This window comes from Psychrobacter sp. CoH-33_TS_01, assembly GCF_058189395.1.
The window spans coordinates 237,679-251,263 of record NZ_JBVGQI010000001.1 but is presented as its reverse complement, the minus strand read 5'-3'; the positions used below and the strand labels follow the sequence as shown (position 1 = coordinate 251,263).

The 13,585-nt window shown below is 47.7% G+C and carries 12 protein-coding genes; 8 read left to right on the top strand and 4 right to left on the bottom strand.

All coding sequences use genetic code 11. The annotated features are described in order from the left end of the window. The first annotated feature begins 159 nt into the window (after window positions 1–159). The 6 genes from gcvT (at window position 160) to ACZ2XM_RS01055 (ending at window position 7,177) form a co-directional block, all read left to right on the top strand. Window positions 160–1,311, top strand: a complete 1,152-nt coding sequence (gene gcvT / locus ACZ2XM_RS01080; protein ID WP_490588004.1) for a glycine cleavage system aminomethyltransferase GcvT — start codon at window positions 160–162, stop codon at window positions 1,309–1,311. 213 nt (window positions 1,312–1,524) lie between these two features. Then, window positions 1,525–1,905 (top strand): glycine cleavage system protein GcvH, encoded by a 381-nt coding sequence (gene gcvH, locus ACZ2XM_RS01075; protein ID WP_490588005.1) that lies wholly within the window; start codon window positions 1,525–1,527, stop codon window positions 1,903–1,905. 220 nt (window positions 1,906–2,125) lie between these two features. Then, window positions 2,126–2,893 carry a nitroreductase family protein gene (locus ACZ2XM_RS01070; RefSeq protein ID WP_490588006.1) on the top strand — a complete coding sequence of 256 codons (768 nt, stop codon included), beginning with the start codon at window positions 2,126–2,128 and terminating at the stop codon, window positions 2,891–2,893. Window positions 2,894–3,153: 260 nt separating this feature from the next. Continuing rightward, window positions 3,154–6,033, top strand: a complete 2,880-nt coding sequence (gcvP, locus tag ACZ2XM_RS01065; protein ID WP_490588007.1) for an aminomethyl-transferring glycine dehydrogenase — start codon at window positions 3,154–3,156, stop codon at window positions 6,031–6,033. Between the two features lie 138 nt (window positions 6,034–6,171). Next, window positions 6,172–6,843, top strand: a complete 672-nt coding sequence (locus ACZ2XM_RS01060) for an esterase/lipase family protein (RefSeq protein WP_490588008.1) — start codon at window positions 6,172–6,174, stop codon at window positions 6,841–6,843. Window positions 6,844–6,946: 103 nt separating this feature from the next. Continuing rightward, on the top strand, window positions 6,947–7,177 hold the full coding sequence (locus ACZ2XM_RS01055; protein ID WP_490588009.1) for a hypothetical protein: 231 nt from the start codon (window positions 6,947–6,949) through the stop codon (window positions 7,175–7,177). Here the strand turns inward: ACZ2XM_RS01055 and ACZ2XM_RS01050 are convergent. From ACZ2XM_RS01050 to ACZ2XM_RS01035, 4 genes are all read right to left on the bottom strand, one after another. Next, entirely contained in the window at window positions 7,156–8,424 is a 1,269-nt protein-coding gene (locus tag ACZ2XM_RS01050) for a ribonuclease D (RefSeq protein WP_490588010.1), read from the bottom strand. The two genes, ACZ2XM_RS01055 and ACZ2XM_RS01050, sit on opposite strands and share 22 nt — an antisense overlap. 69 nt (window positions 8,425–8,493) lie before the next feature. Further along, window positions 8,494–9,087: a recombination mediator RecR gene (gene recR, locus ACZ2XM_RS01045; protein WP_490588011.1), complete on the bottom strand. Its 594-nt coding sequence runs from the start codon at window positions 9,085–9,087 to the stop codon at window positions 8,494–8,496. A 387-nt stretch (window positions 9,088–9,474) separates the two neighbouring features. Continuing rightward, window positions 9,475–9,807, bottom strand: a complete 333-nt coding sequence (locus ACZ2XM_RS01040; protein WP_490588012.1) for a YbaB/EbfC family nucleoid-associated protein — start codon at window positions 9,805–9,807, stop codon at window positions 9,475–9,477. A gap of 74 nt (window positions 9,808–9,881) precedes the next feature. Next, a complete protein-coding gene (locus tag ACZ2XM_RS01035; protein WP_490588013.1) occupies window positions 9,882–11,168 on the bottom strand; it encodes an O-succinylhomoserine sulfhydrylase in 1,287 nt (428 codons plus the stop codon). A 36-nt stretch (window positions 11,169–11,204) separates the two neighbouring features. On the opposite strand from ACZ2XM_RS01035, the gene ACZ2XM_RS01030 reads away from it, so the two are divergent. Together ACZ2XM_RS01030 and ACZ2XM_RS01025 are read left to right on the top strand one after the other, a co-directional pair. After that, window positions 11,205–11,342 carry a hypothetical protein gene (locus tag ACZ2XM_RS01030; RefSeq protein WP_490588014.1) on the top strand — a complete coding sequence of 46 codons (138 nt, stop codon included), beginning with the start codon at window positions 11,205–11,207 and terminating at the stop codon, window positions 11,340–11,342. Window positions 11,343–11,719: 377 nt separating this feature from the next. Beyond that, a complete protein-coding gene (locus tag ACZ2XM_RS01025) occupies window positions 11,720–13,495 on the top strand; it encodes a phospholipase D family protein (RefSeq protein WP_490588015.1) in 1,776 nt (591 codons plus the stop codon). Window positions 13,496–13,585: the final 90 nt, after the last annotated feature.

Sequence of the window (13,585 nt, the reverse complement as noted above, 5' to 3'; positions counted from 1 at the left end):
CGCGCAAATTAGTAACTGAGTACGGATAGCATAAGTTAGGCGTCGTTGCTCGACTTGACCCGCAGACTCATGTTAACGATTAAGTTTCAAAAATAGTGCCCTGTAGTACCCGTATTTTTATCATTTAACCTTTCCCTTTTGTTGATTAAGGACTGCCCCATGACTACGCCACAACGCACGCCATTTTACCAATCTCACCTAGATGCCGATGGCAAACTGGTCGACTTTTCGGGTTGGGAGCTGCCTATTAATTATGGCTCGCAAATCGAAGAGCATGAAGCCGTCCGTACCGATGCCGGTATGTTTGACGTGTCCCATATGGTCGTCACTGATGTGGTGGGCGCTGAGGCGAAAGCTTGGCTACAAAAATTACTGGCCAATGATGTCGCAAAATTAAAAACGGTAGGCAAAGCTATTTATTCGGGCATGCTTAACGCGGAAGGCGGCATTATTGATGACCTAATCGTCTACCGTATGAATGAGGCTGAGACCGAGTATCGTATCGTCTCTAACGCGGCTACACGAGATAAAGATTTGGCGCAGTTTGAAAAAGTTGCTGCCGACTTTGATATCCAATTAACTGAGCGTCCTGAACTGGCTATGCTAGCGGTGCAAGGCCCCAATGCTATCGAAAAATTAAAAGCGGCCAAGCCAACTTGGTCAGCAGTATTAGACGAGCTTAAACCTTTCGTTGGTGCGGATTTAAATGACATCGAAGGACCAGATTGGTTCGTCGCCAAGACCGGCTACACCGGCGAAGATGGCGTCGAAGTGATTTTACATGGCGATCACGCTGCTGACTTTTATGCCTTACTTTTAGCCCATGATATCAAGCCTGCTGGCCTTGGCGCTCGCGATACACTACGTATGGAAGCGGGCATGAACCTATACGGCCATGATATGGACGAGACGGTCAGCCCCTACGAGTGCGGCATGGCGTGGACGCTAGCGTTAAAAGATGAGCGTGACTTTATCGGTCGCGAGGCGCTAGTAGCAAAACGCAAACAGGCTAAAGCTGACGGCACTGCTATGAAACAAGTGGGCCTATTGCTAGAGTCACGTGGCGTGTTACGTGAAGGTATGGAAGTGGTCATCAATGATAGCGAGGGCGCTGACAGTGGTCTACGCGGCACCATTACTAGTGGCACTTTCTCACCAACGCTAAAACAGTCTATCGCTATCGCGCGTATTCCTGCTAGCGTAGCGGATGATGCAGTAGTACAAGTCGACTTACGCGGTAAAGGTAAATTTGTTGACCTACGTGTGATTAAACTGCCTTTTGTCCGTAATGGTCAAAAACAATTCGATTAATTGGTGCAATTATTGCTAATTTAAAGTTATATTCACTAAAGCTTTTTGGTTTATTTTGTTATATTTAGCCGGTTAGAGTGCTTAACTGGCTAACGATTACTCAGTCATTGTGAATTGCTAGCTAGGTTTAGCTTTACCCTTTCGCTATGTTGACCGTATTTTTACCCCTTTTATTTTTTCCCTGTTATTTTTATCCCTTATAGGAGAGACCCCATGAGCACTATCCCATCTGAATTAAAATATATGAGCAGCCATGAGTGGCTACGTTTAGAAGACGACGGCACCATCACTGTCGGTATTACTGAGCACGCGCAAGACCTATTGGGCGATATCGTCTATGTAGAACTGCCAGAAGTTGGTGATACTGTAGTTGCTGAAAGTGAAATCGCTGTTGTTGAATCGGTAAAAGCCGCCTCTGACATTTATGCTCCGCTAAACGGTGAAATCGTGGCTATCAACGAAGATTTAGAAGATGCCCCTGAAACTATCAACTCTGACCCATACGGCGATGGTTGGTTCTTCAGAATCCGTCCGGACAGCATGGACGATTACGAAGCTCAGATGTCAGCAGAAGAGTACCAAAACGACCTATAAGCTGCGGCTTATGGTAAGCAATCTTGCTAATGGTTAATTTGCTGGTTGTAATAAAGAATTTTTAACACAGATATGGGCGGCAAGTCGGTATCTGTGTCCTTGATTTAATCTAAATTAACATAAGTAGTAGCTCGTTTTGGCTATAACGACTTCGCTAATCGCTAGAACATCAGCCATCGGTTATCTGGTCTGCCACCCCTTACTCGTTCTGGAGTTTTTAATGCGTCAATCTGAACCTGCTAACGTCTCGAAAAATGCCATATCCACCCCTACTAATGCCCCGCAACTACAGGCTTTCACTGAAGTAGTAGAGTCACGCCGTTCAGTTCGCAGATTCACAGACACCCCTATTACCGACGCAGTCTTACAAGATTGTTTGCGTCTGGCTATGCTGGCCCCAAATGCCAGCAACCTGCAGCCGTGGGAATTCTACGTGATTGATTCAGAAAACAAACGCGCCCGCGCTAATAAGATTTGTATGAATCAAAATGCGGCTAAGACGGCCAATCGTTTAATCGCTGTCGTCGCCCGTACCGACACTTGGCATGAGAGCGCCAAGCAAGTCTTGCGCGAATTCCCGATCCAACCGTTACCCAAAAAAGTGAAGGACTACTACGCCAAACTCGTCCCATTAGAGTTCGCTCGTGGCCCAGTCAATGTCGTCTCTGTCGCAAAATGGGGCTTGACCCAAGCGGTAAGACAAGTCAAAGGCCCAATGAAATCGCCTTATTATACTTTTGATGATGTCAAAAACTGGGCCACCAACAATACCTCGCTGGCCGCAGAAAACTTAATGCTAGCCCTGCGCGCGCATGGTTTTGACAGTTGCCCTATGGCCGGTTTTGATGAGCCTGCGATGAAAGTATTGCTCGGCCTTGGGGATGAGCATCATGTGGTGATGATGATTGGTGCGGGAGAACGCGCCGACAATGGCATCTATCACGAGCAGTTCCGCTTTGATTACGACCAGTTTGTAAAGCACGTTTAACGCTTATTAATGGCGGCTACCTTGATGAACAAGCCATCAGCACTCTATTAACACCCTATTACTGCCCTTTTAATTCGCTATTTATGTCACTGCCAACCAACCTGCTTTGCTAATAAAGTGGGTTGCAACGTTTATGTCTGTTTCTGTTAGCGCCGATTTCATTGCTATGGCAATTGATGTTATCGCTAGCCGCAACGGACACTTATGGTTACCCCAAACTCAGTTCCTCTTAACCCTGACCGTGTGATTTAAGGATTAACATGACCTCTAACGCTACCTTTGACAGCTTATTTAACGAAGCTGAATTTATTTATCGTCACTTAGGCTCAGACGCGAGCGAGCAAGCTGAATTGCTCAAAGCCGTCGGTTATGACGATATGGACAGCTTCATTGATGACACGGTGCCTGCACCCGTCCGTATGAACAAAGACTTAGACCTTCCTGCAGCGATGAGCGAGCACGCCGCCCTAGCTAAATTACGCGCTATGGCAGACGATATCACCGTGAATAAGAGCTATATCGGTCAAGGCTACTCGCCAGTCCGTATGCCCGCTGTGATTCAACGTAACGTGCTAGAAAATCCAGGCTGGTACACGGCTTACACGCCTTACCAAGCTGAGATTGCCCAAGGTCGCCTCGAAGCTTTGCTGAACTTCCAACAGGTTTGTATTGATCTAACGGGTCTAGAGCTGGCTGGTGCCTCATTGCTAGATGAAGCGACCGCTGCTGCTGAAGGCATGGCGATGGCCAAACGCGTTAGCAAAAGCAAGTCAAACCAGTTTTTCGTCGATGACCGCGTGTATCCGCAAACGCTAGACGTCATCAAAACTCGCGCCCAATACTTTGGTTGGGAAGTGGTCGTTGGTGATTTTGAAACTGCGAAAGCCGGTGATTTCTTTGGTGCGCTATTCCAGTACGTCGGTCGTGAAGGCGATGTGGTTGATTTAACCGAGGTTATCAGTGCGGTAAAAGCAAAGAAAGCTTACGCTATTGTCGCCAGCGACATCATGAGCTTAGTCCTGCTAAAATCGCCTGCAGAAATGGGTGCAGACGTCGCTCTAGGTAGCACGCAGCGTTTTGGTATCCCAATGGGCTTTGGTGGTCCACACGCCGCTTATTTCGCCTTTAGTGATAAAGCCAAACGCTCAGCGCCTGGTCGTATCATTGGCGTATCAAAAGACGCTCAAGGCAACACTGCTCTACGTATGGCCCTGCAAACTCGTGAGCAGCATATCCGCCGCGAAAAAGCCAACTCAAACATCTGTACTTCGCAGGTCTTGCTGGCCAACCTAGCGGGTATGTATGCCGTCTATCATGGCCCAGAAGGTCTAAAACGTATTGCGACGCGTATCCATGCTATGGCTACTGCTTTCGCTGACGTTATCAGTGCTGATGATGGCAAATTATCCGTCGTCCATTCACAATTCTTCGATTCAGTCGTTGTCGATTGTGGCGATGCGAAACTGGCCACGCAAATCTTTGAGAATGCTGAAAACATAGGCTATAACCTCTGGCAAATCAGCGACACGAAACTGTTGGTCGCCTTTAGCGAAACCAGCGATAACACTGACTTTGAAGTATTGACCCAGTTGTTTGTCAATAAAGCTAACAGCTTGCCAGCTGACGCTCGTATTTCCCTAGATGACGCGCATATGCGTAAAGATGAGATTCTAACGCACCCTGTGTTTAACTCGCACCATACCGAGCACGAAATGCTACGCTATTTGAAGTCTTTAGAAGATAAAGACTTGGCGATGAACCGCAGCATGATTTCTCTCGGCAGCTGTACCATGAAATTGAATGCGACTAGCGAAATGCTACCGATCACTTGGAACGAGTTTGCCAACGTGCATCCTTTCGCGCCACGTGAACAAGTCGGTGGCTATATCGCGATGATTGACAGCTTACAAGACCAGTTAAAAGCCATCACAGGTTTTGACGATATCTCTATGCAGCCTAACTCTGGTGCCTCTGGTGAATACGCTGGTCTATTAGCGATTCGTCGCTATCACGAGTCTCTCGGTCAGCCTGATCGTGATGTCTGTCTAATCCCTAAATCTGCTCACGGTACCAACCCAGCTACCGCGCAAATGATGGGCATGCAAGTCGTGGTCGTGGATACTGACGAAAACGGTAATGTCGATTTAGACGATCTAAAAGCTAAGTGTGAAGCCAATAGCGACAAGCTCGGCGCGTTGATGGTCACTTATCCTTCCACTCATGGCGTATTCGAAGCCGGTATCCGTGATATCTGTAACCTTATCCATGAGCATGGCGGCCAAGTCTATATGGATGGCGCTAACATGAACGCTCAGGTCGGCATCATGCAGCCTGCCGAAGTCGGTGCTGACGTATTGCACATGAACTTGCACAAAACGTTCTGCATCCCGCATGGTGGCGGCGGTCCTGGTATGGGCCCTATCGGTATGAAGTCGCATCTAGCGCCTTTCAAAGCCAACCACTCTATCAGCCCTGTACATAACGCACCGAAAGATTTGTCTGCAGTCTCTGCGGCTCCTTATGGTTCAGCGAGCATCTTGCCAATCTCTTGGATGTATGTCGCCATGATGGGCCGTGATGGTCTTTTGGCCGCTACCAAATTGGCGCTATTGAATGCCAACTATGTCGCCAGCCAGCTTAAAGACGACTACCCAGTTCTTTACACCGGCAGCAATGGCCGCGTAGCGCATGAGTGCATCATCGATATCCGTCCGCTCAAAGAAGAAACCGGTATTTCTGAAGCCGACATTGCCAAGCGCTTGATGGACTATGGTTTCCACTCACCTACTATGAGTTTCCCAGTAGCGGGTACCTTAATGATTGAGCCGACAGAGTCTGAGTCTAAAGAAGAGCTAGACCGCTTTATCGCCGCGCTAAAATCTATCAAAGCGGAAGCTCTGAAAGTGAAAGCTGGCACAGACGGTTGGACCGCAGACAATAACCCGTTGGTCAATGCGCCTCATACTGCATATGTCATCACTGCGGAAGAGTGGAACTATCCGTATAGCCGCGAAACGGCTGCGTTCCCACTCGACTATATCCGCAATAATAAGTTCTGGCCTACGGTCGGTCGTGTGGATGATGTCTATGGAGACAAAAACTTGATGTGCAGCTGCCCTAGTATCGAAAACTATATGTAATTGGTTTTATTGAACCTCTAAAGCCACAAAAAAACCCGCAAATCAGCGCTTGATTTGCGGGTTTTTGTTTGTTTAACTGGCCTATATTACAATCCACTTTGCTTAGAAAAAATATTCATTTATGGAAAACCTACTTGCATGACTGACATAGCCCCTAGCCGCCCTTTAGTCGTGTTGCTGCACGGCTTGCATCATCGTGCCTGGGTCATGCGTCCTTTGGCGAAGCGTTTGCATAGCGCAGGCTATAGCACTTATGAATTGGACTATCGTAGCCTACGCGCTCCTGTGGCGCAGCACAGTCAGCAGTTGCATGATTGGCTCACGATTAATCATAACCCTGCTGAGCCTATCCACTTAGTCGGTCACAGCCTAGGCGGTCTGGTCATTCGCGATTTTATTCATCGCTATCCAAATTGGCAGATTGACCGCTGTGTCACCTTAGGCACGCCCCATACTGGCAGCATTAGCGCCGATTATGCCAAAAGACTGATAGCGCCTTTGGTCGGTCACTCTTATGCTGCCGGCTTAGATGGTAAGGTTGCGCCTCTACCTAATGAGATTTGTCTGGGAGTCATCGCCGGGAGCTCGCCTTACGGAATCGGCCAGTTGTTTTTAAGCCACCATAATCGGCGTGCCCGTCTACCCCAAAGCGAGCGTGAGCACGATGGCTCGGTTTATATTGCTGAGACCCGCTTGCCCAATGCTAAGGACCATATTATCCTGCCGGTCAACCATACGGGTATGCTCATCAATGCTAAGGTCGCTGAGCAAATGCTGTACTTTTTAGACCACGGTCGCTTTCAACGCTAACTCGCTATTAGCTATTAGCTATTAGCTATTAGCTATTAGCTATTCTAAACCTTGGTCTTTAACTGACCCTTAAACCACTACCCCGACTTTACGAGACCGCTATATGTCCCATCCCAATCACGGTAGACCTACCCGCAAGAAGCCCATTCCAAAAGCATCTCCGCAAAAAGACGCCGCGCCTGAGAGCCCCCTTGGTATCGATAAAAAGACGTTATATCTAGCTGTCTTTGCCGTAGTGATTGGCCTCACTATTTATGGTTACTACCGAGACCATCAAGCGCCAGCCGCTATACCAGCACCAAAAGCCCTCACTCAACCGCCCGCTGCTGAATAGTCCTCATCATCCACACCCATGCCCGCTTGTAGCGCTTCTTTATGAGTAGCTATTAAGGGAATAACCGTTTCGACCACCCAAGGATAGCGCCAGCCTTTTAAGCCTTCTGGAAGTTGCTCCAAAGGCAGGTCATAAGCGACTACTTCATACAATTGCGACAGCCACTTTTTACGCATTAAGACGTTGGCGGGTACGCCCGTCTCTGCTTCATAAGCATCGACGATTTTCTGGACGGCTTTAGAGATAGTCTTATCTTTTGAGCGATATGGCGCCATGATTTTAGGCGGTTGCTCGTTTTCTTTAAGCGCGCGCGCCTCATTAATCACCGTCAAAAGCTCAGGCCCATACAGTCGCAACATACTACGGTGCATCGAGGTTTTATGCGTCAAATGCTTCATGGTTGACGGCAGTTCAGTGACGATATCGCGTACCGCTTGTTTCTTTAAAATAAAAGTCTTCGGTTGGTTGGTCGCGCGCGCCAAGGCCTCTCGCCAAGTCGATACCGCTTGCAACACGGCCAATTGCTCACCCGTATAGCGAAAGTCAGCCATCGCCAAATAGGTCGCTTCGTCTGATACATTAGCCGCTTCATAGAGCTCTTTGGCATACAGCTGGCAGTCTTCGGTAACTTTATCCACCAAATCTTTAGCGACTAACTGTGCTTGCAACGCATCATAAAGGCTGAGCAAATAGCGCACGTCATCGATAGCATACTGCTCCTGCTCATCGGTTAGAGGCCGCGCTAACCAGTCCGACTGGCTCTCGCCCTTGGTGACGTCAATCGCTAATTCGTCTTTGAGCGCTTGCTGATAACCCATTTGTAATTGGCTGGTCAGATACGATAAAGCAATCTGCGTATCAAACACATTGGTCAGGGCTTCACACTCTGACAATAAATAAAAGATACCTAAATCTTCGCCACAGGCATGCCAGATCATCAGTGGCATCTCTTCTAACACCACCCAAAACTCACTCAAATCCAGCTTCGGCGCATCAATCAGGTAAATGGCCTCGCCGGTATTAATCTGCACCAGTGCCAGTTTAGGGTAATAAGTATCGCGCTTGATAAACTCAGTATCTAAAGCAATACGCTCACAAGTTTCTAAATCATCAAGACAGGCCTCTAAACCATCAAAGTCGGTGACCCAATGTACGGGCAACTGCTGAGAAGCTTGCAGTGCATCAAGAATAGCTTGCGGGTTGGTGATCTTAGCCGGGTCATGGATACTGGCGGTTTTGTCGGTCATTATGGTGTCTTAGAGTGGTGGATTAATAAAGTAGTGGCTTAATAAACTGATGAAGTCATAAAGTGGGGGTTAAATAAACGAGCGGTTTAATAACGCTTGCGATAAAGTCATGCTGTCGAGATATTCTAGTTCGCCGCCCATAGGAATCCCTTGGGCAATACGGGTGACCTGACTGACATGATTCTTGGCGGCCTCCGAGATAAAGTGCGCGGTAGTCTGCCCTTCTACGGTAGTGCCAGTCGCTAAGATTAACTCATCGATAGGCTCTTGTTTTAAGCGCCATATTAGCTGGTCAATATTGAGGTCATCGGCATTGACACCATCGAGTGGGGATAAATGCCCGCCTAGCACAAAATAGCGACCGCGGAAGCCTGCTGTCTGCTCAATAGCCATCACGTCTGCTGCAGTCTCAACCACACATAATATCGCATCATCGCGACGCGGGTCTAAACAAATAGGGCATACCTCATCATCGCTAAAAGAGTGGCAGCGCTGACATTCGATAATATCGTGCATGGCCACATCGAGCGCTTGCGCCAGTGCAATACCTTGCGGGCGTTTTTGCGTTAACAGGTGCAGCGCCATACGCTGGGCGGACTTTTGACCGACCCCAGGCAATACTCGCAACTGCTTGACTAGCGTATCAAACTTTTGTGTCAGCAATGGACATCCTTACTAAGAACCTAAATAAAAAGAAGCTAAATAAAAAAACCTGCCTATCCTCACGATAAAAATCACGGTAAAAATAGCGGCTAGGCCTCCCCATTTAATGACGGCTCGACCGGCAATATTCAATAGACAACGTACAATAGTAATGCAATAACGACACAATAAATGACCGCTATAACGCCCTAGCAATGGCAGCAATTATATTATAAATAAACCATGGTATTCAGTAGGATAGTTGATTCTATCTAAAAAATATATCGAATCTTGTCGATTAAAAAAAGGGTGGTATTGTAGCTATGACAACCCACCCCGATACTGACGCTTATAGTCTATTTGAGCTCAATAACCTAGTCTACTAACTTAGTAGAACGCTATAAGCTATTAGCCGAATAGACCCTGCATACCTGGTGGTAAGCCCATGCCGCTAGTCGCATTCGACATAGTGGTCTCTGAAAGCTCATCAGCTTGACGAACCGCATCATTGATAGCGGCAGCGATAAGGTCTTCAATCATATCTGGCTCGTCTTCTAACAAGCTAGGATCGATGCTCAGACGCTTAACCACATGGCGGCCAGTCATCGTAACTTTTACTAGGCCACTGCCCGCTTCAGCGTGAACTTCTTTGTTGGCCAAGTCTTTTTTAGCTTTTTCAACATTCACTTCGACTTGCTTTTGCATCGTTTGCGCTTGTTGCATCAAGGCTTGAATATTCATGATAGATCCTTACAGATAATAGTAATATTTATGGGCGAAGAAATAATTTCAGTAGCGCTATTATACCTGTATCTCTATAGCGTGTCTAAACCGCGCGCCAGATCAGCGATGATATCTTCAACATCTTCTAAGCCAACCGACAGACGAATCAGGCCATCAGTCACGCCAGCCTCCGCTCTATCTTCTGGCTTTAAGCGGAAATGAGTGGTCGTTGCCGGATGCGTCACGGTAGTTTTCATATCGCCCAAATTGTTAGTAATAGAGACCATTTGCGTGCTATCAATCACATGCCAAGCTGCTTCTTTCGGCGACTTACCCGCACCGATGACTTCAAAACCCATTATTGCGCCGTAGCACTCTTTACGATAATGCTGACGGGTGGCTAGCTCATGAGCGGGATGGTCCTTAAGACCCGAAAAATGCACGCGGCTGACCTTTGGGTGCTCAGCTAAGAATTTAGCGACCTTATTGGCATTCTGGCAGTGCGCTTGCATCCGTAAAGATAACGTCTCTAAGCCTTTGGTAAATACCCACGCGTTAAAAGGACTCATACTGATACCACCAGAACGTACCACGGTAAAGGCTTGCTGCATCAACTCCTCGCTGCCCACTAAGGCACCACCGAGCACACGGCCTTGACCATCGATGTATTTAGTCGCCGAATGAATCACGATATCGGCACCAAAATCGAGTGGCTTTTGAATGGCTGGGGTGGCAAAGCAATTGTCCACGATAAACAACGCACCCTGCTTATGCGCCAACTCGCTTAGGAAGGTCATGTCGGCAATTTGCCCCAAAGGGTTGCTCGGGCTTTCACAATAGATGACCTTGGTATTGTCTTGCATCGCGGCTGCCCACGCCGCATTGTCCGTGCAATCGACGTAGCTGACCTCAACGCCATATTTAACAAAATAGTTGTTAAACAGGCCGATAGAGGAGCCAAATAACTGTTTGGCCGCCAATAGGTGATCGCCGGCTTGTAGGTAAGCCAAGCACATGGTCAATATCGCACCCATGCCTGAGGCCGTCGCTACTGCACGCTCACCGCCTTCTAAAGCGGCCAAGCGACGCTCAAAAGTACGCACGCTAGGGTTGGTATGGCGTGAGTAAACGTTGCCTTTTTTACTGCCATCAAAATGAGCCGCAGCATCCGCTGCCGATTGATACACATATGAGCTGGTAGTAAAGATAGGCTCAGAATGTTCGCCCTCATCCGTACGATGCTGTCCGGCACGTATCGCAATCGTTTGCATGCCGTAGCCTGCAGATAAATCTAAAGCGTCATCTTGCCAGTTGCTGTCTAGAACTGACTCATTATTGCTACTAGTATTGCTGGGTGTTGCCTTGGAAGATTGGGTCATTACCGCCCCTTAACTGATGACTACAAAGATAAAATTATGAGGTGCACTTTAGCAGTTTTTTGCGGTTTACGCTTACTCCATAACGTCAATGCCACAGTCTATTTTGGCAAAACCTTAGCCGTTATCGCTATCACAGCGGCAATGAGCAAAGTGGCCTTGCCGTCTACTCTTTAATTAGCTTACTGAATAAGCCGCTTATTTTTAATCAATGTGTAATAATAGCGTGTAAAATAGTCTAAGCTCACGCTCATAAATAGTTATAATTATTCACTGATAATCAGTAATACCTGTCTAGGTTAAACAAGACAAAATAAGGCTAGGTTCGCTACCGTTCCTTTTAACACCTAGCTTAATACCCAGCACTTTGCTGCTTCTATTGAATCCTCTTATTTTTAGATTCGTCGCACTATGACCCCCTCCTTTTGCCCGCCCATTTCTCTAGAGGCTACCGCATAGCCTGCTATGTTGGGCATTAAAAATAGAGGTCGGCTAGTAATGCTTATGCATACAGCAATGCGTATTGCGACGATCCTGCTACAAGGTTTTGACTCATGGCCCCGTCCCGTTTTCGCTCAACGACCCTCTTACCCTTACTGGTGGCGCCGACTTTATTGATTAGTGGTTGTCAGCATCTGCCTGCGCAGCCGCATTTGCCAGCGAGTCAAGCGTTGACCGAGCGGGTAGCCGCGCTATACAGCGAGCCTGATAGCAGCCCATCAAATAACCCTCAGTCAGAAGAAGATAGCGAGCTTGTAGCCAGTGCGGATGACGTGCAGTCCATTGACGAAACGGCTGAGCCTAGCACTGTAAATACAGATACAGCAAATACTGGCGCGGTAACTGCAGCCAACTCTAAACCGTCCACCATAGCTGAGCGTATTCAAAATTACGATTTAGCCGCCTCTATTACTGAGCAACACAAGGTCCATCCCGAGCTGTCCGGCTACTACCCTATCGTCACGGGTGCCAACGCTTTTGCCTCACGCAGTATCTTGACGGGTATGGCCGAAAAAAATATCGATGTGCAATATTATATTTGGCACAACGACCAAGCTGGGCAGTTGATGCTAAAAGACTTATGGGATGCCGCAGAGCGTGGCGTCATAGTGCGTCTGTTACTCGATGATTTCAATACCGATGCCAAGTTTGATCAGCATTTGCGCCGTTTTGCTAGCCACCCGAATATCTCGGTACGTATTATCAACCCCCTGCTTTACCGTAAGTTTCAGACGCTCAACTTCATCACCAGCTTGCCGCGTATCAATCGCCGCATGCACAATAAGAGCATGACGTTCGATAAGCAGATTACCATTATCGGGGGCCGCAATATTGGCAACGAATACCTGAGTAATGATCAAAACAGTCAATTTGCCGATTTAGACGTGCTGTTGATTGGCCGAGTCGTCAATGATATCAGCCAGAGCTTTAGCAGCTACTGGGACTCCGCTATGTCCTACGATATCGAAACCTTGGTAAAAGCCGAGGATCCAGCTGGCGATTTTCTAAAGTCTCTCGACAAGATTAATGGCGATGAGGAAAACGGGCCGCGCAGCAGTTTGTCCGTATATAAAGCGGCGATTCAAGACTCAACCATCGACTCCGACCTCGTAAATAAGCGCGTGCCTTTTCGCTGGACCGACATGCAGTTTTTGAGTGACGATGTGGGCAAACTGAACAAAACAGCACCGCCCAACAGCAATTTGGTCCATCAACTGCGGGCGCTATTGGGCACGCCTACTGAGCAACTCACCATTATCTCGTCGTACTTTGTCCCGACCAAAGACGGGGTAGCTGCCCTCATTCAACTGGCCAATAAAGGCATTAAGATTCGGATTTTGACCAACTCTTTTGATGCTACAGACGTCACCGCAGTGCACTCGGGATACAGCCAATGGCGCCCTGCTCTGCTGAATGCAGGAATTAAAATCTACGAGCTGAAATCTACCGCCAGCGAAGAAAAACGCGAAAATAAACTTTGGCGGGCGCGCAGTCAATCGTCTACCAGCTTGCATGCCAAGACTTTTGCCGTCGATGACCATCAGGTGTTTATCGGCTCTTACAATGTTGATCCGCGCTCAGCGAATATTAATACTGAGATGGGGGTCATTATTAATGATGATGAACTGGCGCAGAAACTGCATGAGGCCTTAGATGACGACCTGTTAGATCAGGCTTACGAGGTCACCATAACGGAGGCGGGACAGCTGCAATGGCAAACTATAGAGAAGGGGCAACTGGTCACTTATAATCGCGAGCCTGAAGTCGATATAACCGATCAAATTTGGCTTACGATTATGTCATGGTTACCTATTGACTGGTTGTTATAAAATGCGGGTCGCTGAGCATGACTGTTCATTCAACCCATTCGCAAGACTAGTAATTTTATAGTTTATTACTGCTTTTATATTTTATATTGC

Excerpts from the sequence above, each read along its gene's own strand:
- ACZ2XM_RS01030 (WP_490588014.1), top strand. The coding sequence starts at position 11,205 with ATGAGGTGCACTTTAGCAGTTTTTTGCGGTTTACGCTTACTCCATAAC.
- ACZ2XM_RS01025 (WP_490588015.1), top strand. The coding sequence starts at position 11,720 with ATGGCCCCGTCCCGTTTTCGCTCAACGACCCTCTTACCCTTACTGGTG.
- gcvH (WP_490588005.1), top strand. The coding sequence starts at position 1,525 with ATGAGCACTATCCCATCTGAATTAAAATATATGAGCAGCCATGAGTGG.
- ACZ2XM_RS01070 (WP_490588006.1), top strand. The coding sequence starts at position 2,126 with ATGCGTCAATCTGAACCTGCTAACGTCTCGAAAAATGCCATATCCACC.
- ACZ2XM_RS01050 (WP_490588010.1), bottom strand. The coding sequence starts at position 8,424 with ATGACCGACAAAACCGCCAGTATCCATGACCCGGCTAAGATCACCAAC.
- ACZ2XM_RS01060 (WP_490588008.1), top strand. The coding sequence starts at position 6,172 with ATGACTGACATAGCCCCTAGCCGCCCTTTAGTCGTGTTGCTGCACGGC.
- ACZ2XM_RS01035 (WP_490588013.1), bottom strand. The coding sequence starts at position 11,168 with ATGACCCAATCTTCCAAGGCAACACCCAGCAATACTAGTAGCAATAAT.
- gcvP (WP_490588007.1), top strand. The coding sequence starts at position 3,154 with ATGACCTCTAACGCTACCTTTGACAGCTTATTTAACGAAGCTGAATTT.
- ACZ2XM_RS01040 (WP_490588012.1), bottom strand. The coding sequence starts at position 9,807 with ATGAATATTCAAGCCTTGATGCAACAAGCGCAAACGATGCAAAAGCAA.
- gcvT (WP_490588004.1), top strand. The coding sequence starts at position 160 with ATGACTACGCCACAACGCACGCCATTTTACCAATCTCACCTAGATGCC.
- ACZ2XM_RS01055 (WP_490588009.1), top strand. The coding sequence starts at position 6,947 with ATGTCCCATCCCAATCACGGTAGACCTACCCGCAAGAAGCCCATTCCA.